17 protein-coding genes are annotated in these 20,064 nt (G+C 73.0%); 7 read left to right on the top strand and 10 right to left on the bottom strand.

Features of this window, described 5'->3' with window-relative positions; genetic code table 11:
* Positions 1-71: 71 nt before the first annotated feature.
* Positions 72-1,184 carry a flavin-containing monooxygenase gene (locus PSD17_RS24905; RefSeq protein ID WP_339124747.1) on the top strand — a complete coding sequence of 371 codons (1,113 nt, stop codon included), beginning with the start codon at positions 72-74 and terminating at the stop codon, positions 1,182-1,184.
* A gap of 54 nt (positions 1,185-1,238) precedes the next feature.
* Positions 1,239-2,867, top strand: a complete 1,629-nt coding sequence (locus PSD17_RS24900; protein WP_013678242.1) for a helix-turn-helix transcriptional regulator — start codon at positions 1,239-1,241, stop codon at positions 2,865-2,867.
* Positions 2,868-2,895: 28 nt separating this feature from the next.
* On the opposite strand, the gene PSD17_RS24895 is transcribed toward PSD17_RS24900, so the two are convergent.
* The 5 genes from PSD17_RS24895 to PSD17_RS24875 form a co-directional block, all read right to left on the bottom strand.
* Positions 2,896-3,984: a hypothetical protein gene (locus PSD17_RS24895; RefSeq protein ID WP_013678241.1), complete on the bottom strand. Its 1,089-nt coding sequence runs from the start codon at positions 3,982-3,984 to the stop codon at positions 2,896-2,898.
* A 371-nt stretch (positions 3,985-4,355) separates the two neighbouring features.
* Positions 4,356-5,252 carry a LysR family transcriptional regulator gene (locus tag PSD17_RS24890; protein WP_013678240.1) on the bottom strand — a complete coding sequence of 299 codons (897 nt, stop codon included), beginning with the start codon at positions 5,250-5,252 and terminating at the stop codon, positions 4,356-4,358.
* A gap of 36 nt (positions 5,253-5,288) precedes the next feature.
* Positions 5,289-6,317, bottom strand: a complete 1,029-nt coding sequence (gene cbbX / locus PSD17_RS24885) for a CbbX protein (protein WP_339124744.1) — start codon at positions 6,315-6,317, stop codon at positions 5,289-5,291.
* A 3-nt stretch (positions 6,318-6,320) separates the two neighbouring features.
* The gene (locus tag PSD17_RS24880) at positions 6,321-6,746 is read right to left on the bottom strand and encodes a ribulose bisphosphate carboxylase small subunit (protein WP_013678238.1); all 426 of its coding nucleotides are present in this window, start codon (positions 6,744-6,746) and stop codon (positions 6,321-6,323) included.
* Between the two features lie 14 nt (positions 6,747-6,760).
* The gene (locus PSD17_RS24875; RefSeq protein ID WP_013678237.1) at positions 6,761-8,191 is read right to left on the bottom strand and encodes a form I ribulose bisphosphate carboxylase large subunit; all 1,431 of its coding nucleotides are present in this window, start codon (positions 8,189-8,191) and stop codon (positions 6,761-6,763) included.
* 171 nt (positions 8,192-8,362) lie between these two features.
* Between PSD17_RS24875 and PSD17_RS24870 the strand changes: the two genes are divergently transcribed.
* The gene (locus PSD17_RS24870) at positions 8,363-9,388 is read left to right on the top strand and encodes a class I fructose-bisphosphate aldolase (RefSeq protein ID WP_013678236.1); all 1,026 of its coding nucleotides are present in this window, start codon (positions 8,363-8,365) and stop codon (positions 9,386-9,388) included.
* A gap of 239 nt (positions 9,389-9,627) precedes the next feature.
* Here PSD17_RS24870 and PSD17_RS24865 read toward each other — a convergent pair whose 3' ends face one another.
* Both PSD17_RS24865 and PSD17_RS24860 read right to left on the bottom strand, forming a co-directional pair.
* Complete coding sequence (locus PSD17_RS24865) at positions 9,628-10,893, bottom strand: GAF domain-containing sensor histidine kinase (RefSeq protein ID WP_013678235.1); 1,266 nt, start codon at positions 10,891-10,893, stop codon at positions 9,628-9,630.
* Positions 10,894-10,918: 25 nt separating this feature from the next.
* Positions 10,919-11,590 carry a response regulator gene (locus tag PSD17_RS24860; protein WP_013678234.1) on the bottom strand — a complete coding sequence of 224 codons (672 nt, stop codon included), beginning with the start codon at positions 11,588-11,590 and terminating at the stop codon, positions 10,919-10,921.
* 160 nt (positions 11,591-11,750) lie between these two features.
* Here PSD17_RS24860 and tkt point away from each other — a divergent pair, with 160 nt between their 5' ends.
* Positions 11,751-13,784: a transketolase gene (tkt, locus tag PSD17_RS24855; protein WP_339124740.1), complete on the top strand. Its 2,034-nt coding sequence runs from the start codon at positions 11,751-11,753 to the stop codon at positions 13,782-13,784.
* A 14-nt stretch (positions 13,785-13,798) separates the two neighbouring features.
* A complete protein-coding gene (locus PSD17_RS24850; protein ID WP_339124738.1) occupies positions 13,799-14,746 on the top strand; it encodes a phosphoribulokinase in 948 nt (315 codons plus the stop codon).
* Positions 14,747-14,805: 59 nt separating this feature from the next.
* Here PSD17_RS24850 and PSD17_RS24845 read toward each other — a convergent pair whose 3' ends face one another.
* Entirely contained in the window at positions 14,806-15,813 is a 1,008-nt protein-coding gene (locus PSD17_RS24845) for a class I fructose-bisphosphate aldolase (RefSeq protein ID WP_339124737.1), read from the bottom strand.
* A 197-nt stretch (positions 15,814-16,010) separates the two neighbouring features.
* Between PSD17_RS24845 and PSD17_RS24840 the strand changes: the two genes are divergently transcribed.
* Complete coding sequence (locus PSD17_RS24840; protein WP_013678230.1) at positions 16,011-16,574, top strand: hypothetical protein; 564 nt, start codon at positions 16,011-16,013, stop codon at positions 16,572-16,574.
* Positions 16,575-16,659: 85 nt separating this feature from the next.
* Here PSD17_RS24840 and PSD17_RS24835 read toward each other — a convergent pair whose 3' ends face one another.
* Together PSD17_RS24835 and PSD17_RS24830 are read right to left on the bottom strand one after the other, a co-directional pair.
* Positions 16,660-17,637 carry a carbamate kinase gene (locus tag PSD17_RS24835; RefSeq protein WP_013678229.1) on the bottom strand — a complete coding sequence of 326 codons (978 nt, stop codon included), beginning with the start codon at positions 17,635-17,637 and terminating at the stop codon, positions 16,660-16,662.
* Between the two features lie 211 nt (positions 17,638-17,848).
* Positions 17,849-18,862, bottom strand: coding sequence for a class I fructose-bisphosphate aldolase (locus tag PSD17_RS24830; protein ID WP_013678228.1), 1,014 nt, complete (start codon positions 18,860-18,862; stop codon positions 17,849-17,851).
* A gap of 360 nt (positions 18,863-19,222) precedes the next feature.
* Here PSD17_RS24830 and PSD17_RS24825 point away from each other — a divergent pair, with 360 nt between their 5' ends.
* The gene (locus tag PSD17_RS24825; RefSeq protein WP_339124735.1) at positions 19,223-20,005 is read left to right on the top strand and encodes an HAD-IA family hydrolase; all 783 of its coding nucleotides are present in this window, start codon (positions 19,223-19,225) and stop codon (positions 20,003-20,005) included.
* Positions 20,006-20,064: the final 59 nt, after the last annotated feature.

Here is a 20,064-nt window from a genome sequence, read left to right as displayed (position 1 = left end):
GGGCATCGTGCCCGATGCTCACGCACCCCGCGCGCTCCTAGCGTCCCCCGGCGAGACGAAGGAGGCGTGCCGTGAACACCCAACACATCGAGACCCTCATCATCGGCGCCGGTCAGGCCGGGCTCGCCACGGGCTGGCAGCTGCGTCGTCGCGGCCGGGAGTTCCTGATCGTCGACGGGAACGACCGGGTCGGTGACAACTGGCGGCAGCAGTGGGACACCCTCACGCTCTACACGCCCGTGAGGTACAACGGGCTGCCCGGCCTGCCGTTCCCTGGCGAGCCCTGGTCCTGTCCCGGCAAGGACGACGTGGCCGACTACCTGGAGCAGTACGCGCTGCACGCGGACCTCCCGGTCCGCACGAAGACGAGGGTCGACCGGCTGGAGGCCCGGGACGGCGGCGGGTTCGTCGCCCACCTCGGCGCCGAGACGATCACGTGCGACAACGTCGTCGTGGCCACCGGGACGTTCGGGCGCACACCCGACGTACCGGCCTTCGCGCAGGAGCTGGACCCGGCGATCCGGCAGCTGCACTCGAGCCGGTACCGCCGCCCCGCCCAGCTCGCCGCCGGACCGACGCTGGTGGTCGGGGCGTCCCATTCCGGTTGCGACGTCGCCCTCGAGGTCGCAGCCGACCGGCCCACGATCCTGGTCGGCCGTGACTGCGGGCAGATCCCGCTGGAGTGGAACTCGCGACGGATCCGGCTGGCGTTCCCGGTGCTGCTGTTCGTGTGGCGGCACGTGCTCACCCGGCGCACGCCGATGGGACGCAAGGAGATGCACGAGGAGCGCAAGCACGGGGGCCCGATGCTGCGGGTCAAGCGCCACCATCTCGCCGCGCGCGGGGTGGAGCGGATCGAGGGCCGCGTGACGGGCGTCGTGGACGGGAAGCCGCAGCTCGACGACGGTCGCGTGCTCGACGTGGCGAACGTGGTGTGGTGCACCGGTTTCCGACAGGTGTTCGACTGGATCGACCTGCCGGTGTTCGGGGAGGACGGTTGGCCCGCAGAGTACCGCGGGGTCGTCGAGGCGGCACCGGGGCTGTTCTTCTGCGGCCTGTCGTTCCAGTACGCGTTCAGCTCGATGATCCTGCCGGGCGTCGGCCGCGACGCCGGGTACGTCGCCAGGGCGATCGCGGAACGCAGCCGGAACCGCAGCCCGGTCGCCGCACGAACCGCGGGATGAGTCGACATCCGACGTGGTTCACGTCACCATCGTCGGTGGCGGAGATGATGCGCGATGGGCGTGGTCGACGAGCTGATCCGGGCCCGCGAGGCCTTCGAGCGCCGCGACTGGGTGGCGGCGTACGGCGGGCTGTCCGACGCCGGTGACAGGGAGTTGTCGGCCGACGACTTCGCGGCACTGGCCACCGTCGCCCACCTGCTCGGTCGGCGCAACGACTGCATCCAGGCGCTGCAGCGGGCCTTCCAGGCCAACCTGGACCGGGCGGATTCGCCGGCCGCGGTGCGCTCTGCGCTCTGGTTGGCGACCGTGCTGTTCCTCGGTGGGGAGATCGCGATCGCGAACGCGTGGGTCGGCCGCGCCGAACGCCTGCTCGACGACGTGGACGGCGACGTCGTCGAGCGCGGGTACCTGTTCGAGATGATGTTCTTCGGCCACGTCGTCGCCGGTAGGTTCGACGAGGCGTTCGTCGTCGGGCCCCGGGTGGTCGAGTACGGGCGGCGCTTCCACGATCCCGACCTCCTCGCGTTGGGCCTGCACGGCGAGGGCCGGATGGCGATCTACTCCGGACGCGTCGCCGACGGGCTGCGGCTGCTGGACGAGGCGATGGTGGGTGTGGTGGCAGGTGAGGTGTCGCCCATCTACGCCGGCATCGTCTACTGCTCGGTGATCGAGGCCTGTCAGGAGATCTCCGATTTCGGCCGGGCAGGCGAGTGGACCCATGCCCTCACCACGTGGTGCGACGCCCAGCCCGGTCTGGTCGCCTTCACCGGGCAGTGTGCGGTGCACCGGGGGCAGCTGATGCGGCTGCACGGCGCGTATGAGGACGCGCTGGACGAGTTCGAGCGGGCGACGCGCAGGTACGCGGAGGCGGGCGGGCACCCCGCGGTCGGCCTCACCCACCGCGAACGCGGCGACGTGCTGCGCATCCTCGGGGACTACGACGCCGCGGAGGACGCCTACCTGGAGGCGGTGCGGCTCGGGAACGAGGCGCAGCCCGGGCGGGCGCTGCTGTGGCTCGCGCGCGGCCGGACCGAGCCTGCGGTGGCGACGATGCGTCGGCTGCTGGCCGAGCAGCGTTCGCCGGTCCACCGCTCCGGCCTGCTCGCGGCCGCGGTCGACGTCCTGGTCGACGGCGGCGCGGCCGACGAGGCCGAACCCCTGGCGCAGGAGCTGACGGCCATCGGGGACTCCTTCGGATGCTCGGCCCTCCAGGCGGCGGCCTGCCACGCCGTGGGCACGGTCGCGCTGGCCCGTGCGGACCCGGCCACGGCGCTGGGCGCGGCGCGCCGGGCCGCCGGCGGCTGGGCCCGCCTGGTGGCCCCGTACGACCTGGCGCGGAGCAGGGTGCTGATCGGACGGGCGCTGGCGCTGCTCGGCGACGAGGAGTCGGCCGCGGCCGAGCTCACGGCCGCGCGGAACGCCTTCGCCGAGCTCGGCGCGGGACCGGCCGAGCAGGAGGCCGCGGAACTGCTGGGCCGCAGCGCGGTCCCCGGCGGGCTGAGCCCTCGCGAGCTCGAGGTCCTCCGGCTCGTGGCGGCGGGCAGGAGCAATGCGGAGATCGCGGCGGAACTGGTCATCGCCGAGAAGACCGTGGCGCGGCACCTGTCCAACATGTTCGTCAAGCTGGACGTCGGCAGCCGGACCGCCGCTGCCGCGTTCGCGTTCGAGCACCGGCTGCTGTGAGGCCGGCACGCCCGCGGCCGGGAGGCTCTCAGCGACGCCCGGCGCGGGCCTCGGCCGCCAGGCCGGCCGCGGCGCGGTGCAGGTCCAGGAGCGCGGGGACCGATTCGGGGGCCCGACGACCCAACCCGCACTCGGTGCCGACGCCGAACTCGGTCGTGGTCGCGCGGCGCGCGGCGGCGATCCGGCGCGCCGCCCCGTCGAGACCGTCCGTGGCGTGCACCAGCCCGAGGAAGAGCTCGGTGGCGCCGTCGAGCTCGAGATCCCGCAACGGCGCGAAGTACGCGTCGTCGTCGCGGGATCGCGGCACGGGCATGTGCACCCAGTCGATCCGACGCGGGACGCCGCGCCGCACCGCGGTGCACAGATCGACCAGAATCCGCATGTCGGCGGGTTCGACGAAGTGCTGGTGGCCGAGATCGCCGTAGCAGAAGTGGAACCCGAGCTGGACGTCGTCCGGAACCGCGGCACCGACGGCGGCCACCCGGTCGACGACCTCCCGCTCGACGTCCTCGCCGAACACCGAGGGCCACGCGCGCTCGATCAGGGCGAGCTCGGGCGCGACGTCCCACTGCACCGCGAGCCGCTCGTGCGGGACGGCCGCGCAGATCGCGTCCAGCTCGCGCAGCATGGCGGCCCGGTAGGCGGGCTCGGCGCGGAGGTGGTCGCGCTCGTCGACGAACAGCAGCAGCGGCGCGAGGGGTGTGGGCAGGCAGACCTGGAACCGGACCCCGGCACCGATCTCCCCGGCGTCCTGCATCGCGCTGAAGACCTTCCAGGAGTCCAGCGCGGCCCGGGCGTAACCGAGGTCGCCGAAGGTCAGGCGCGCGGGATCGGCGCCGTCCCTGAGCCGGAACACCGGGACCTCGTAGTCCTCGCTCTCGGCCCGGATCGCCTTCTCGACGTCGTCGGCGCTCTCGGCCCCGGGGCGCGGTGCCATGACGAAGTCGGGGTGGTTCTGCAACAGCGGGAGCTGGAAGCCGACCCAGCCCGTGCGGTCGCCGGTCTCGCCGTCGGGAAGGCGACCGATCAGGTCCCCCAGTGCGGTGGTGGCAGCGCGGAAGACCGCCTCGGTGGACTCCAGCGGGACACTTCCGACCAGGTGGACCCCTGCAGACATCGTCGTCTCCTCTCGGGCTGGTACGCGTGGAGATCTCCGCCGGCACGCGCGCCCCGGGTCGCGCCGCGATCGTGGGGGATGTGCCGTGGCGGTCGGGCCGCTGCCGGCCCGCTCGGGACCATGAAGATGTGAGCCCGTCGGTGGGCGGGATCGTGCGGCCGGTTCGTCGAGCCGCCTCCGGCCGCCGGCTGCGGCCGTTGCAGCGGGGAACACGATATTCCGCAGTTCATTTCTCTGTCAACGATCGTTGCCGTGGTGAACCGGCTGCCGAGCGTAACGATCTACGTGCGGGTTTCACGGAGCGGGAACGTGACGAAACAATGATCGGCAGTTTCGTCACGAGCGGTGGGCCGCCCGGTCCCGCCCGCAGGTCAGTCGTCGCCCGCCGGCCGGTCGGCCGGCCGCCAGCCCAGGTCGCGGTGCGTCAGCAGATGCCGCACGAGCAGGTTCGTCGCGGCGGTCGCCGTCGGCTGGCTCACCACGTGCCACGCGCGTTGCATCGGCGTGCCGGGCACCGGCAGCTCGACGAGCGCGCCCGACTCCAGATGGCGCCGCACCGACTGCCGCGACACCAGCGTCACGCCCAGGCCGGCGACGGCCCCGGCGACGACGGCGCCGTGCGACCCGAGGGACAGCTGCGGGGGAGCGACGTCGAGGGTGTCGAGCAGCGACACCGCGGTCGCGCGGATGCCCGAACCCCTCTCGCGCTGCAACCACGTGGTGTGGCCGGGGTCGAAGTCGTCGCGCAGCGCCGGCGGCCCGACGACGACGAGCGTGTTCGGGCTGACGGCCCGGACCCGTGCGTCGAGCCCGTCGGGCGGGCGGCCCGCGACGACGAGGTCGACCTCGTGCGCGGCGAGCATCGGCCACACCACCCCGCGCGGGCCGACCTCCAGGCCCAGCGCGACGTGCGGGTAGCGGCTGCGGAACGACGTCAGCAGTGCGGGGAGCATGTGCTCGCCCGCGGTGGTCACCGCCGCGATGCGGACGGTGCCGTGCTCGGGGTCCGCCTCGCCCCGGGCTGCGGTGACGGCCTCGGCGTGCAGTCCGAGGATGCGGCGGGCGTAGTCGGCGTAGCGCTCGCCCGCGGGGGTGAGCCGCACGCCGCGCCCGTCGCGGTCGACGAGCGGAACCCCGATCTCGGCGGCGAGCGCGGAGATCGCCGAGGACACCGACGACTCGGTGACGACGAGCCGCTGTGCCGCTGCGCGGACCGAGCCGGTCGCGGCCAGCTCGACCAGGGCACGCAGGCGTGCGTTCGTCGTCACCGAGTCATCATGGCAATCGTGCGGGACGCAGGGGGATCAGCCCCTGACGCCGAACTCCTCGGCCGTCAGCACCTCGTCGGGGGCGGTGTCGAAGACCCGGCTCGCGAGCAGGTCGGACGCCTCGATGGTGGTGAGGGCCTTGAGGTCGACCTTGGCGTCGCCGGTCTCCAGCAGGCGCTTGGCCTGCCGCAGACGGGCCCGCTCCACGGCGTTGCGCACGCTGCGGGCGTTGGCGAACCAGGGCTGACCGACACGTCGTTCCAGGTAGCGGTTGAGCACCTCACGTGCCTCGGCGGAGAAGGTGTAGCCGATGTCCTCGGTCATCAGGACACCGATCTGCTCCAGCTCCGGGACGGTGTAGTCCGGGAACGTGACGTGGTGCGCCACCCGGGACTGCATGCCCGGGTTGGCGGCGAAGAACGTGTCCATCCGGTCCTTGTAGCCGGCCAGGATCACGACGAGGTCGTCGCGGTTGTTCTCCATGACCTGCAACAGGATCTCGATGGACTCGCCGCCGTAGTCGCGCTCGTTCTCGACCTTGTAGAGGTAGTACGCCTCGTCGATGAACAGCACGCCGCCCATGGCCCGCTTGATGACCTCTTTGGTCTTCGGCGCGGTGTGGCCGACGTACTCGCCCACCAGGTCGTCACGGGTGACCGCGACCAGGTGGCCGCGCCGCAGGTAGCCGAGCCGGTGGAGCAGGTCGGCCATCCGCATCGCGACGGTGGTCTTGCCGGTGCCCGGGTTGCCGGTGAAGCTCATGTGCAGGGTCGGCTGCGGGGCGGTGATGCCGAACCTCGCCCGGGTGCGGTCGACCAGCAGCAGCGCGGCGATCTCCGCGATGCGCGTCTTCACCGGTGCCAGCCCGACGAGCTCCCGGTCGAGTTTGCCGAGGACCTCGTCGATCCCCGACTCCGCATGGAGCGCGGCCAGGTCGACCACGGTGTCGGGCGGGAGGTGCTCGACCGCGGGCTCGTCGGAGACGTCCGGCGCCAGCTGCGGACCGGATCCCGCTCCCGGGGTGAATCCGAAGGACTTGCGGTCGGTATCGGTTCCGGTCGGCACGGCTCAGCCCTGGGTGTAGCGGTCGCCGACCGGGCGCTCGGTCGCGTACGAGTGCGTCGTGTAGCCGATCGCGCGACCCCTGCCCTCCGCGCGGTCCAGGCGGAAGCCGGGCTCCTCGGCGGGACGCTGCACGATGAACGACAGGGCGGTCGTCTGCCGGCCGAGGCTCGCGTCGTAGGCGTTGAGCCGCACGTAGGCGTTCGGGTTCGCCGCCCGGCAGGCGTTGACCTCCATCAGCACGCCCGCCGGGTCCCTCAGGTCGAACATCGGCAGCCCCCACATCTCCCAGTACGTGTTGCGGGGGTGCGGGTCGTCGGTGAACTCGACCGACAGCGGCCAGTCGTTGGTCAGCGCGTAGTTGATCTGGGCGGTGATCTCCTCGTCGGTGAAGTCGGGGAGATACGAGAAGGTGCCCTGCGTGATCCGCATCGTCGTGGCTCCGATCAGGCGTTCGTCGGCGTCGCGACGACGTCGGGGGTGTCGGTGGACTCGTAGTTGAAGGTGATGTCGCCCCAGGTCGCGAGCGCGGTGTCGAGCGCGCGGTTGCGGGAGGCCGCCTTCTTGAGGATCTCCGGACCCTCCTTGTAGTAGTCGACGCCCTCGTTGCGGGCCTTGATCATGGCCTCGAGCGCGACGCGGTTCGCCTCGGCGCCGGCCGCGATGCCCATCGGGTGCCCGATCGTGCCGCCGCCGAACTGGAGGATGACGTCCTCGCCCAGGTAGTGGATGAGCTGGTGCATCTGGCCGGCGTGGATGCCGCCGGACGCGACCGGCATGACGCCGGGCATCGACGCCCACTCCTGGTCGAAGTACAGGCCCTTCGACAGGTCGGCCTTGATGCTGTCCTTGCGGAGCGTGTCGTAGAAGCCGGCCGTGGTCATCGGGTCGCCCTCGAGCTTGCCGACGACGGTGCCCGCGTGGATGTGGTCGACCCCGGCCAGGCGCATCCACTTCGAGATCACGCGGAAGCTGACGCCGTGGTTCTTCTGGCGGGTGTAGGTGCCGTGGCCCGCGCGGTGCAGGTGCAGGATCACGTTGTTGTCGCGGGCCCACTTGGCCATCGACTGGATCGCGGTGTAGCCGATCGTCAGGTCGATCATGACGATGACGGAGCCGAGCTCGGCGGCGAAGTTCGCCCGCTCGTACATCTCCTCCATCGTCCCGGCGGTGACGTTGAGGTAGTGGCCCTTGATCTCGCCGGTCGCGGCCTGGGCGCGGTTGACGGCCTCCATGCAGAACAGGAAGCGGTCGCGCCAGCGCATGAACGGCTGCGAGTTGATGTTCTCGTCGTCCTTGGTGAAGTCCAGGCCGCCGCGGAGGGCCTCGTACACGACGCGGCCGTAGTTGCGGGCCGACAGGCCGAGCTTCGGCTTGGTGGTGGCGCCCAGGATCGGCCGACCGAACTTGCCCAGGTGCTCGCGCTCCATGACGATGCCGTGCGCGGGGCCCTGGAACGTCTTCACGTAGTGGGTGGGGATGCGCATGTCCTCGAGGCGCAGCGCCTTGAGGGGCTTGAAGCCGAAGACGTTGCCGATGATCGAGCTGGTGAGGTTGGCGATGGACGCCTCCTCGAACAGGTCGATGTCGTAGGCGATGTACGCGATCCACTGACCGGGGGTGTTCGGCACCGGGTCGACCTTGTAGCACTTCGCCTGGTAGTGCTCGAAGGTGGTGAGGCGGTCGGTCCACACGACCGTCCACGTCGCGGTGCTCGACTCACCGGCGACGGCCGCGCCGGCCTCCTCCGGCGGGACCCCGTCCTGCGGGGTGATGCGGAAGGCGCACAGGATGTCCGTGTCCTTCGGCTCGTAGTCGGGCTGCCAGTACCCCATCTCCGCGTAGGGGATGACACCTGCGTTCCAGCGATCTGCCATGCCCTGAGCCTGGTCGACGATCGTGAATCTGTCTATCAAGAGTTATCAGTTGATTCTGAAGTAAATACTCAAGTATCGACGCCCACCCCCGCTCTCCACCTCGCGGGGGAGTCGTGCGCACTCGACGCGCTCTTACGGTGCCCGCCGGTGCCACAACGGGAGGACTTCGACATGAGTGAGCTCGCGAGCGAACCGACGAGCGCGTGCAGGCAGATCGCGGAGCGCATGGTCGCGCCCGGCAAGGGCGTACTCGCCGCGGACGAGAGCATCGCGACGATGTCGGCGCGCCTGGAGAAGGCAGGCGTCGAGGCCACGGCCGAGAACCGGCGCCGCTACCGGGAGCTGCTCTCGGCCACGCCCGGGCTGGCCGACGGCGTGTCCGGCATCATCTTCTGCGACGAGACCCTGCGGCAGACCTTCGCCGACGGGACACCCTTCGCGACGGCCGTCCATGCGCTCGGCATCCTGCCCGGGATCAAGGTCGACGCCGGCGCCAAGCCGCTGCCCGGCGGTCTCGAGCGCGAGACGATCACCGAGGGGCTCGACGGGCTGCCCGCCCGGCTCGCCGAGTACGCCGGGATCGGCGCCGCGTTCGCCAAGTGGCGCGCCGTGTACGTGATCTCCGACGCGACCCCGAGCGCGGGTGCCGTCCGGGCCAACGCCAACGCGCTGGCCCGGTACGCCGCCGCCTGCCAGGCCGCCGGCATCGTGCCGATCGTCGAGCCCGAGGTGCTGATGGACGGCACCCATTCGATCGAGCGCTGCGCCGAGGTCACCGCCGACGTGCACGCCGCGGTCCGCGAGGAGCTTGCGCTGCTCGGCGTCGACCTCGGGGGCATCGTGCTCAAGCCCAACATGGTCGTCGAGGGCAACGGCACCTCCGTGCCGTCCGCGCCCGAGGTCGTCGCCGCCGCGACCGTCGAGGTGCTGCGCGCGTGGCCGGCCGAGCTCGCGGGCGTCGCGTTCCTCTCAGGTGGGCAGTCGCCGGAGCGGGCCACCGCCAACCTCGAGGCCATGCAGGCCATCGCCACCCCGTGGCCGCTGACGTTCTCGTTCGGCCGCGCGCTGGTCGACCCGGCCCTCGCAGCGTGGGTGGGCAAGGACGAGCAGGTCGTCGACGGGCAGAACGCGCTGGCCGCGCGGGTCGCCGCCAACGCCGCCGCGGTGCGTCGCCGCGCGGAGCTCCAGCCCGCCTGACCCGCTGCTCCAGCACACGGCCGGTCCCTGCTCCGGGGGCCGGCCGTGTCGCGTCGGGGCGCGCAATCCCGGGCGCAACCTCACCGTCGTGTTGCGGGCGGCGGGGAGCGGTGGGGTTGCGCGCGAGAACCTGGGCGCAACCTGACGGTCGTCGCAGGGGCTCGGGGGAGCGGTGGGGTTGCGGCCGAGGTTCTGGGCGCGACGTCGGCGTCGGTGCCCGGGCGCAGCAGAGCAGGGGGTCAGGCGCGGTCGGTGGCGGCGTCCTGGGAGGACAGGGGGACGGTGGCGATGACCGTCGTCCCCGAGCCGCGCCGGGAGATCACCCGCAGTCTCCCGCCGACGAGCTCGGCGCGCTCGGTCATCGACTGCATGCCGTAGCCCCCCGAGCCGCTGCTGCCCGGCGGTGTGCCGGGCACGTCGAACCCGACGCCGTCGTCGATCACCTCGAGCCAGGCGGTGCCGCGGTGCACCCGGAACCGCACGCGTGCCAGCGTCGCCCGGGCGTGCTTGGTGATGTTCTGCAGGCACTCCTGCGCGATCCGGTACAGCGCGATCTCGACGTGCTCGGGGAGCCGCTCGTCGTCGAGCTCGAGCTCGATCTCGAAGTGCGGCAACGACCTCGCGAGGCTGGCGAGCCCACCGGCGAGCCCGAGGTCGTCGAGGACGGGCGGGCGCAGGCCGCCGATGGCGGCACGCGCCTCGTCGAGAGTGAGATCGACCAGGTCCCGGGCCAGCCCGAGCTGCTCGGCGGCGAGTCCGGGGTCGGACTGCATGCTGTGGCCGGCGGCGTCGAGGTGGTACGACAACGTCACCAGGCGCTGCGAGATGCCGTCGTGGATGTCGCCCGCGAGGCGCCGGCGCTCGGCCTCCTGCGCCGCGATGACCTGCTCGGCGAAACGCTCGTGCGCCCGCTCGCGGGCCTCGAGCTTGCGGTGCATCCGGGCCTGGTGCAGGGCGCCGGCGACGAGCCGCCCGATGACCCCGAGCAGCTGCAGGTCGCGGTCGGTGAACTCCCGTCGCCGGACGGTGTGGACGTTGAGAACCCCGACCAGGCCCGACGGTCCGGTCTCCATCGGGACCGAGGCCATCGAGGTGTAGTCGGTGCCGCGCAGCGCCGGGATCGGCACGTAGCGCGGGTCCGCCTCCTTGTGCTCGACGATCACCGCGGGCTCGCGGTGGCTCGCGACCCAGCCCGCGACGCCGGAGCCGATCGGCAGGTGGATCGCCCCGACGTGCTCGTCGAACGGCGGCGTCGCACCCGCGAGGGTCAGCGAGCGCTCGGTGTCGTCGAGGACGTGGACGAAGCAGACGTCGGTCGCGGTGGCGTCGGTGATCAGCCGCGCGACGGCCGCCGCCAGCGGTTCGACGTGCGGTCCGCTGGACGCGGCCTCGATGATGCCGAGCAGCAGGGCGTTGGCGCGCTCGGGCGAGGTCAGGCCCAGGACCGTGCCGTCGCCGTAGGGGTTGAGCAGGGCGTGCCCGGGCTCGCGGCCGAGCGGGCTCATCGGGCTCGCCCGCTCGCCGGCACGGTCACTGGAAGATCCCTTCGCGCAGGGCCGTCGCGACGGCGGCCGTCCGGTCGCCGACGCCGAGCTTGCGGTAGATCGAACGCAGGTGGCTCTTGACGGTCTCGTCGCTGACGACGAGGCGGGTCGCGATCCCCCGGTTGGACAGCCCGGTGACCATCAACGACAGCACCTCGGACTCGCGGTGGGTGAGGCCCTGCCGGGCGCCGGGCCAGAACTCGTCGCTCTGCAGCCGCGCCGCGGTGTCGACGGCCCGGCCGGCCAGCGACGCGTCGATGACGGTGGTGCCGGTGTGCGCCAGCTCCAGCTGCCGGACGAGCTCCTCGCCGCTGATCTTCTTGAGCAGGTAGCCCGAGGCGCCGGCTCGCAGGGCCTGGAAGAGGTACTGCTCGTCGTCGTAGACCGACAGCAGGACGACCTTCGCCTCCGGATCGCGCTCGCGCAGGGTGCGGCACAGGTCGAGACCGCTGGCGCCCTGCATGCGGACGTCGCAGAGCACGATGTCGGGTGTCAGGCTCGCGACCGTCGACACCGCCTGGTCGGCCCCGATCGCCTCGCCGACCACGCGGACGCGGCCGCGGAACGGCGCCAGCATCGCCTTCAGGCCGGCGATCACCATCTCGTGGTCGTCGACGAGGACGATCCGCAGCGGACCTCCTGACGTGGGCGTACTCATGCAGGAACTCTAGGCGCTCCGGACCGGTCCCCGGCTTCAACCCTGACTTCCCCCGCGTCGGGGAGGGCGGGGCGTGACGGCGGTCCTAGCGTCGGCTCCCGATCCCGGGCACGTGGCGCCGCTCGCGCCGCGTGCCTTCCTACCCAGCGGAGGTTGCGGCATGACTACCGCCCCCAGCGTGACGGCCGAGCGCGCCGGCCGGTCGGCGGACCCCGACGAGCTCGCCGTCGCCACCCTGCGGTTCCTCGCGGCCGACGCGGTGCAGGCGGCGAACAGCGGTCACCCCGGCCTCCCGCTCGGCACCGCACCCGCGGCCTGGACCCTGTGGTCGCGCCACCTCAAGCACGACCCCGCGGACCCGGACTGGCCCGACCGCGACCGGTTCGTGCTGTCCGCGGGCCACGGCTCGATGCTGCTCTACGGCCTGCTGCACGTCTTCGGCTACGACCTGCCGATCGACGAGCTCGCCCGGTTCCGCCGGCTCGGCTCGCGCACCCCGGGGCACCCCGAGTACGGGCACACCGTCGGCGTCGAGACGACGACGGGCCCGCTGGGCCAGGGCCTCGCGACGGCCGTCGGCATGGCGGTGGCCGAGCGGATGCTCGCCGCGCGCTGCAACACCGCCGAGCACACCGTCGTCGATCACCGGACGTGGGTCCTCGCGGGCGACGGCGACCTGATGGAGGGCATCAGCCACGAGGCGGCCTCCCTCGCCGGGAAGCTCAGGCTCGGCAGGCTCACCGTCGTCTACGACGACAACGACATCACGATCGACGGGTCCGCCCGGCAGAGCTGCACCGACGACGCGGCCGCCCGGTTCGCCGCCTACGGCTGGCGCACCCTGTGGGTCGACGACGGCAACGACGTCGCGGCGCTGGACCGGGCCTTCGCCGAGGCGGCCGCCACCGAGGACCGGCCCACGTTCATCACCGTGAAGACGACGATCGGGTACGGCGCCCCGGGCGTCGAGGGGACGTCGAAGGCGCACGGCAGCCCGCTGGGCGCCGAGACGATCGCGGCGATGCGCGAGCGGTTCGGCTGGCCGGACACCCCGTTCCACGTCCCGACGGCGGTCCGGCTCGCGACCGCCGAGCGGGTCGCCGTGGGGACGAAGGCCCGGCTCGACTGGACCCGCACCCACGCCGAGTGGGCGGCCGCCAACCCGGAGACCGCGGCGGCCTTCCCGTTGGGCCGGATCCCGGTGGCGGACGAGGCCGCCGCGGCGCTGGCCCCGCTCGCCGACGAGGCGACGGCCACCGGACGGACGGCGACCCGCAAGGCCTCCGGCGCGGCGCTCAACGCGCTGGCCGCGGTGTACCCGGCGCTGGTCGGCGGCTCGGCCGACCTGGCCGCGTCGACCAACACCGCCATCCCGGGCGGCGCGGTCACCGCCGACGACGCGTCCGGCCGCACCATCCACTTCGGCATCCGTGAGCACGGCATGGCGGCGGCCATGAACGGCATCTCGCTGCACGGTGGGCTGCGCGTCTTCGGCAGCACGTTCCTGGTGTTCGCCGACTACCTGCGTCCGGCGCTGCGGCTGGCCGCCCTGATGAAGCAACCGGTCGTGCACATCCTCACCCACGACTCGGTGCACGTCGGCGAGGACGGCCCGACGCACCAGCCGGTCGAGCACATCGAGTCGCTGCGGATCATCCCCGGCCTCACGGTGCTGCGCCCCGCCGACTCGGCCGAGACCGCGGTGGCCTGGGAGATCGCGGCCGGCAGGCTCGACGGCCCGACGGCGCTGATCCTCAGCCGCCAGGACCTGCCCGACCTGGGCGGTGCCGGGCTCGACGACGTGCGTGCCCACGGCGCCCGCGTCGTCCGCACGGCGGCGGGGACCCCGGCCGTAGTGCTCGCGGCGACCGGCTCGGAGGTGTCGTTGGCACTGGTGGCCGCCGAGCTCTTGGCCGCCCGCGGGGTCGAGGCGACGGTCGTCTCGGTGCCCTGGCGGGAGCGGCTCGAGGCGTCGCTCCGCGACGGCGGCTTCGCCCTGCCCGATGCGCCGGTCGTCTGGATCGAGGCCGGTGTGACGACGGGGTGGCGGGCGCTGGCGGGACCGCGTGACGCCGTCGTCGGCATCGACCGGTTCGGCGAGAGCGGCCCGGGCCACGAGGTCGCCGACCACCTGGGGCTCTCCGCGACCGCGGTCGCCCGGGTCGCACTGGCCGCGGCGGAAGCGGGAGCTTAGGAGGCGGCATCTCGGTGCCGGACAAGACGTTGCGCATCACCAGGGCGGCCGGCCGGTCGCCGGTCAACCGGCGGCCCGTCATGCTGGGCATCGCCGGGGACTCCGCGGCGGGCAAGACGACGCTGGCCGCGGGGCTCGTCGAGGCCATCGGCCCGCAGCGGTGCGTGTCGCTGTGCACCGACGACTACCACCGCTACGACCGTGAGGAGCGCAGGGACAAGCCGTTCACGGCGCTGCATCCCGACTGCAACTACCTCGGCATCATGGAGCAGCACCTGCAGCTGCTGGCCAGTGGCCAGCCGGTCCTCAAGCCGGTCTACGACCACGCGACCGGCCGGCTCACCCGCCCGGAGCTGGTGGAGCCCAACGACTTCATCATCGTCGAGGGGTTGCTGCCGCTGCACAGCAAGCTGGCCAGGGCGTGTTTCGACGTGACCGTCTTCCTCGATCCCGACGAGCCGACCCGGCGGGGGTGGAAGGTCGAGCGCGACACGCGTGGCCGCGGGTACGACGCCGCCGCGGTGCTGGCCGAGCTCGACCGGCGTGAGCCGGAGTCGCAGGCCTACATCCGGCCGCAGCGCAGGCACGCCGACATCGTCGTCCGGTTCGCCCCGGTCGAGGGGCGCGACGACCCGGGGGTGCCGTTGTCGGCCGAGCTGCTGTTGCGTCCGACGATCCGCCATCCCGACCTCGACGAGATCGCGCAACCGGGCGTGCACCGCGCCGTGCACCTGCGGCTCGACCGCGACACGGACGGCAGGCCCGTCGACACCCTGCACGTGCACGGGTACGTCGAGCGGGAGGAGAGCGTCGCGGTGGAGAAGGCGATCTGGGCCTCGATCGGCGAACCGATGTCCGGCGCCCCCGAGTGCCTGGGACGGCTGGGGAGCGCCGGCCGCAGCGAGCCGCTCGCGATCACCCAGCTGCTCCTGCTGCACCACCTCGTCGAGGCGAGCCGCTAGACCGCCCGCCGGCTCCCGAACGCCCCGGACGCGACTGCCGTCCGGGGCGTTCGTCGAGGTCAGCCCGCCCGGCGGGTGATCTCGGTCCGGGCGGCCCGCCCGACCGCGGTGGGTGTCCCGAGCCTGCCGAGCAGCTCCGAGCGTGCCGCGGCGACGCGGTCGGGCCGGCCGGCCCAGGTCCGGGCGACGTGCACCAGCGTGCTGCGGCCGAGACAGAACCCGATGGGCCACGGCGGGTTCAGCCAGGTCGTCGCGGCGAGGTGCGCCGTCAGCCGGTCGGGGCGGCCGGCCGGGGTGAACACGACGCAGGCGAGCGGGACCGCGGCCGCGCCGCGCAGGCTGCCCAGCGTCGCGCGGGCGATGTCGTCGGCGGTCGCGACGTGCCGGTCGCCGGGTGCGACGAGGGTGCAGCCGAGCACGATCCGCGCGGTGTCGACGCCGGTGACCCGCACGGCGTCGAGCACGGTCGAGACCGCCGCGGTGTGCACCGACCCGACCGTCGCGAGGTCGTCGCGCGACCCCGGTCGCACGACGACGTCGACGAGCGGGACCAGACCGCGGCCGAGGCACACCGCGGACCACCCCGCCACCAGCCGTGCCGTGGCCCGCAGCTCGGTCAGCGCCCCCGCGCCGGAGACGACGACCTGCCAGCGCGCGAAGCTCGCGCCCGCCGCGACGTGCCGGGCGATCTCGTCGTCCAGGTCGTCGACGGATCCGGCGATGTCGTGGCCGCGGCGAGTGCCGTCGCCCATCCGTACCCCGATCGGAATTCGGTTGCGGCGCAGTGCAGTTCGCGACGCGCCCGACCCGTGCAACGTCACGGGATCGACGAGCACCCCGCCCACCGCGCGGTCGAGCCCGGGCGTCGTGAGGACGACGTCGCGGAATGTGGCCGCGGTCGAGGTCGAGATCGGAACGCTCCCGGCACGGAACAATTCGGCGAGATTCGAGTCGGGCTGATCGAGCGCGAGCAGGCCACGCGTCGGAGCCGGCGCTGGTCCTGGCGGTGTGAAGACGTCACCCATCTGGGCCTCCCGGAAGGTGTTGAACACGCGTGGTGAGGACATGATCCGGATCACCACACGACCGTGGAATTGCGGACAACGAGGCGGATGCGAGAGGTTGTCCGGCCGATCTTCGGGTTCTCGGAGACCCGTCACGGTTCAGTAACGCAAAGTTGCAATTGTGGACTATAGTACGGCTCGCGTTTACGATCCGACACGTTCAGCGAACGTTCAGGACACCTCGCACCGAAGGGGAGGCCATGCCGCCCATCGTTCTCGTATTCACCGTGACCGGCTGTGCGCTCTTTGTCATCTCCAGCTTCTTCCTCGGCTGGGGCGCAAAGGCGGACGACTCGGGCTCGAACCCGCTCAAGACCGTGGGTGCGATCGCCATCGCAGCCGGCGTCGTCGACCTCATCTCGGCCGTCTACATCGTCACCCAGCGGACCTCGGCCGACCTCGGTGCTGCCGGCGGCGGCGGCGGTTCGGTCCCCGTGCTGCTCGGCGGCCTCGTCGGCTTCTACGGCCTGTTCTTCACCTCGGTCGGTACCGCGGCCTTCCTCGGTCTCGACCTGCGCCCCATCGCCAACCTGGCGATCCCCGTCGGCATCGTTCCGCTCTTCTGGTGGAACTTCGCTCCCTTCCAGGGCGGCTGGCTGTTCCGCTCCATCCTCGTCGTGTGGGTCGTCGCGTTCCTGGCGGTCGCCGCGACCGTCTACGGCAAGCTCGGCGCCAAGGCCCTCGGCGGAATCCTGCTCCTCACCGCCCTCTACACGTTCTTCCTGCCCGTGGTCTTCCTCGCCACCGGCACCGCCATTCCGTGATCGGTTGAGCGGCAAGGACGGGGCCCGCGCGAATTGCGCGGGCCCCTCCTTTTGTTTCTGCCGAGTTACTGCGATGTAAAACGGATCAGGCTTCGGCCGCCGGTGCCCCGACGATGTCGGCGACGATGCGGGTGCCGATCCGGGAGCTCTCGTCGTCGGCCAGTGCGGTGGCCGCGAACTCCGGGGTGGTGACGACGACGGTCGAGCCGCCGTTGCGCAGGAACGCGATACCGGCGCGCACCTTCGGGCCCATCGAACCCTCCGGGAACTGGCCGTCGGCGAGGTGGCGTTCGACCTCGTCGACCCCGATCTCGTCGAGGGCGCGCTGCGTCGGCCTGCCGAAGTCGACCATCACGTTCGTGACACCGGTGACGAGGACGAGCGCGTCGGCACCGAGCTGGTTGGCGAGCTGCTGGGCCGCGTAGTCCTTGTCGATGACCGCGTCGACCCCGGCGAGCCCGTTCCCCTCGTCGACGACGGGGACGCCGCCGCCACCCGCCGCGACGACGACGACACCGGCGTCGGCGAGCGTGCGGATCGACGCCGCCTCGAGGATCGCCTGCGGCTTCGGGGAGGGGACGACGCGGCGGTGGCCGCGGCCGGAGTCCTCGACCATCGTCCAGCCGCGGGTCTCGACCGCCTCGGTGACGGCGTCACCGTGGAAGAACGGGCCGATGGGCTTGCGCGGGTCGTCGAACGCGGGGTCGTCGGAGGCGACGGCGACGTGCGTGACGATCGTCGCGACGTCGATGTCCTCGCCCGCCCGGGCCGTCTGCCGCAGCGAGATCGAGATCAGGCTGCCGAGCTGGCCCTGCGTCATGGCGCCGAGGGCGGACAGCGGCAGTGCCGGGACGACGGACGCGCCCTCCTCCTGCTGGATGGCGAGGTTGCCGACCTGCGGGCCGTTGCCGTGCACGATCACGACGTTCCAGCCCGCGCGGCGCAGCGCGTGCACCGTCTCGGCCATGGCGCGGGCGTTCTCCGCGAGCTCGGCGAACGTGCCCTGCTGGTCCTCGCGGGTGAACGCGTTCCCCCCGAGGGCGACGACTGCGGTCCTCGACATGCGGTTCCTTCTTCCTCCGTGACCGGCGTGCCGGGCGTGGCCCGGTCGGTCCGGCATTCCCGGCTCGGGTCGAGCCGGCCCTGGCGTACGGGGTCGTTGAGATGCAGAGTGGCCTGCGTCGTTGCAGGGATGTTGCGTGGACCACACGCGCGGTCCCCGGGAGCCGGGGACCCACGAGCGGTCCTCAGGAGCCGGACCACACGAGCGGTCCCTAGGAGCCGGGGACCGCGGCGAGCGGCCGGGCGCCCAGCGAGGAGCAGGCGGTGGCGAGCCCGTCGCGCAGCGCCTGCTGCCCGGCGCGGACGGAGCCGCCGCGTCCGCGCCACGCCAACAGGGCCGGACGCGTCACCTCGCGGCCGAGGTAGAACGTGACCGGCCACGGCGGGTCGGCCTCCCGGACGGCCCCGACCGCTGCGGCCGCGGTGTGCAGCGACGCGTCGCCCGCGGTGAGCGCGACGCCACCGAGGCGACCGGGGAGCGCGACGAGCGGCCCTCCGGTGACGGGGTCGGTGCCGGCGACGTACTCGGCCTCGGTGCTGATGACGACGGACGGCAGATCGACCTCGATGTCCTCGAGGTGGCCGCAGACGCTGAGCAGCGCGGCCGCACGGGCGGCGCTGCGCTGCGCAGGTGTGCCATCGCGCATCCGGGTACCGACGCGGACGACGGGCACGACACCGACGGTCTGGCAGGTGTAGGCGAAGCGCGCGGCGGCCTGGCTGTTGACGGTCAACGTCCGCAGCGCGCCGTAGTCGATCGCCGAGCCCGACGACATGCTCCACACCGCGAACGTCGCGCCGAGCGCCTGCAGCCGGCGCAGCCGGTCGGCCAGCCCGTCGAGCCCGGAGGTGATGCGTTCCTCGCGGTCCGACGACAGCGGCTCCGCCCCGGTGTCGGCGCGCACCCCGACCAGCACCCCGGCCGCGCGGAGCCGGTCGAGCAGACCGCGGCTGCGGGCGCCCGTGGCCGCCGGAGCGGTGCCGAGCCGGTCGGACGTCGCGGCGGCGGCGCCGAACGCCTCCGGCGGCAGGACGACGGCGCTGGCCGTCGTCGACAGGTCGGGGGAGCCGAGCACCATGTCCCGGTAGGCGGCCGCACCGGTGGGACCGGACTCGGCACCGACCGCGCTGAACCGGCGGTTGAGCCGTGCCGGGTCGGTGTCGAGCGCGAGAACGGCCTTGCGGAACGCGAACATCCGCCGGGTCCGCCGTCGCAACGCGTCCATGCCGCACCTCCGTCGAACGATCGCGGGCGGATCGCCACCGGCCGCCGCGCACGTGCCTCGATGTGCCTCGCGTCGATCGCGTGCGCCGCCGCGGGGACGCCCGCGCCGGGGCGACGGCCGCGGTGCTCCCACATCCGGAACGGGCAGGGTCGCGCCTGCCCCGGTCGAGCCGCACCCCCCGGGCGGGGGATAGGCGTGGGCAACCGGGGGAGGTCCGGCCGCCGGGGCGCCACCGCACCCGATCCGCCCCCCTCGTGGGGGATGGGTCGTCCGGGGCCGGCACGAACACTCCGTGCCGGTGCCGGGCCTGTCACGGGCCCGCCGGACAGGTGTGCGCGGTGCGCGGGAGGTGGGGCTGCGGTGGGGGGCACGGACGGGGTGGCGGCGGTCGGCGGACTGCAGGCGGTGATCTTCGACGTCGACGGCACGCTCGCCGACACCGAACGCGACGGGCACCGCCCCGCGTTCAACGAGGCGTTCGTCCGGCACGGGATCGACGTCGAGTGGGACGTCGAGCACTACGGCTCGCTCCTGCGGATCACCGGCGGCCGCCGCCGCGTCGCCGCCGACCTCACCGGCCGCGGGTGGGACCCCGACGACGCCGCCGCCACCGCGCTCGACGTGCACCGGACGAAGACGGCGCTCTTCGTCGAGCGCGTGCAGGCGGGCGCCTTCGTGCCCCGTCCGGGCCTGACCGCGTTCGTCGACGGCCTCGTCGCCGCCGGCGTCCGGATCGGCGTCGCCACGACGGGCCGCCGCGACTGGGCGGTCCCGCTGGTGCGGCACCTGCTCGGCGACGTCGTCGAGGTCGTGGTCACCGGCGACGAGGTCGAGCGGCTCAAGCCGGACCCCGAGGCCTATCTCCTCGCGTTGCAGGGTCTCGGGCTCGACGCCTCGGCCGCGCTGGCGGTCGAGGACTCCGGCGTCGGCGTCCGCGCGGCGACGGGGGCGGGACTGGCGACGGTCGTCGTCACCAACGGCTACACCGTGGGCCAGGACTTCACCGGCGCCGCGCTGGTGCTGCCGGGTTATGACGGCAGCCCCGGCGGCGGTCCCGGCGACAGGACCGCGCAGGGCGGCTCCGGGCCGCTGACCGCGCAGCGCGCGATCGACGTGCACACCGCGTGGTGGCGGGCCCGTTGACCATGCCGGCCGCGGGCGTCGTCACCGACGGCGTGGCCGGACGGATTCACCCCGGCCGC

Source organism: Pseudonocardia sp. D17 (genome assembly GCF_036984265.1).
Taxonomy (GTDB): Bacteria; Actinomycetota; Actinomycetes; order Mycobacteriales; family Pseudonocardiaceae; genus Pseudonocardia; species Pseudonocardia benzenivorans.
The sequence above is the reverse complement of the archived record's forward strand: the minus strand, read 5'-3'. Positions and strand labels throughout refer to the sequence as shown.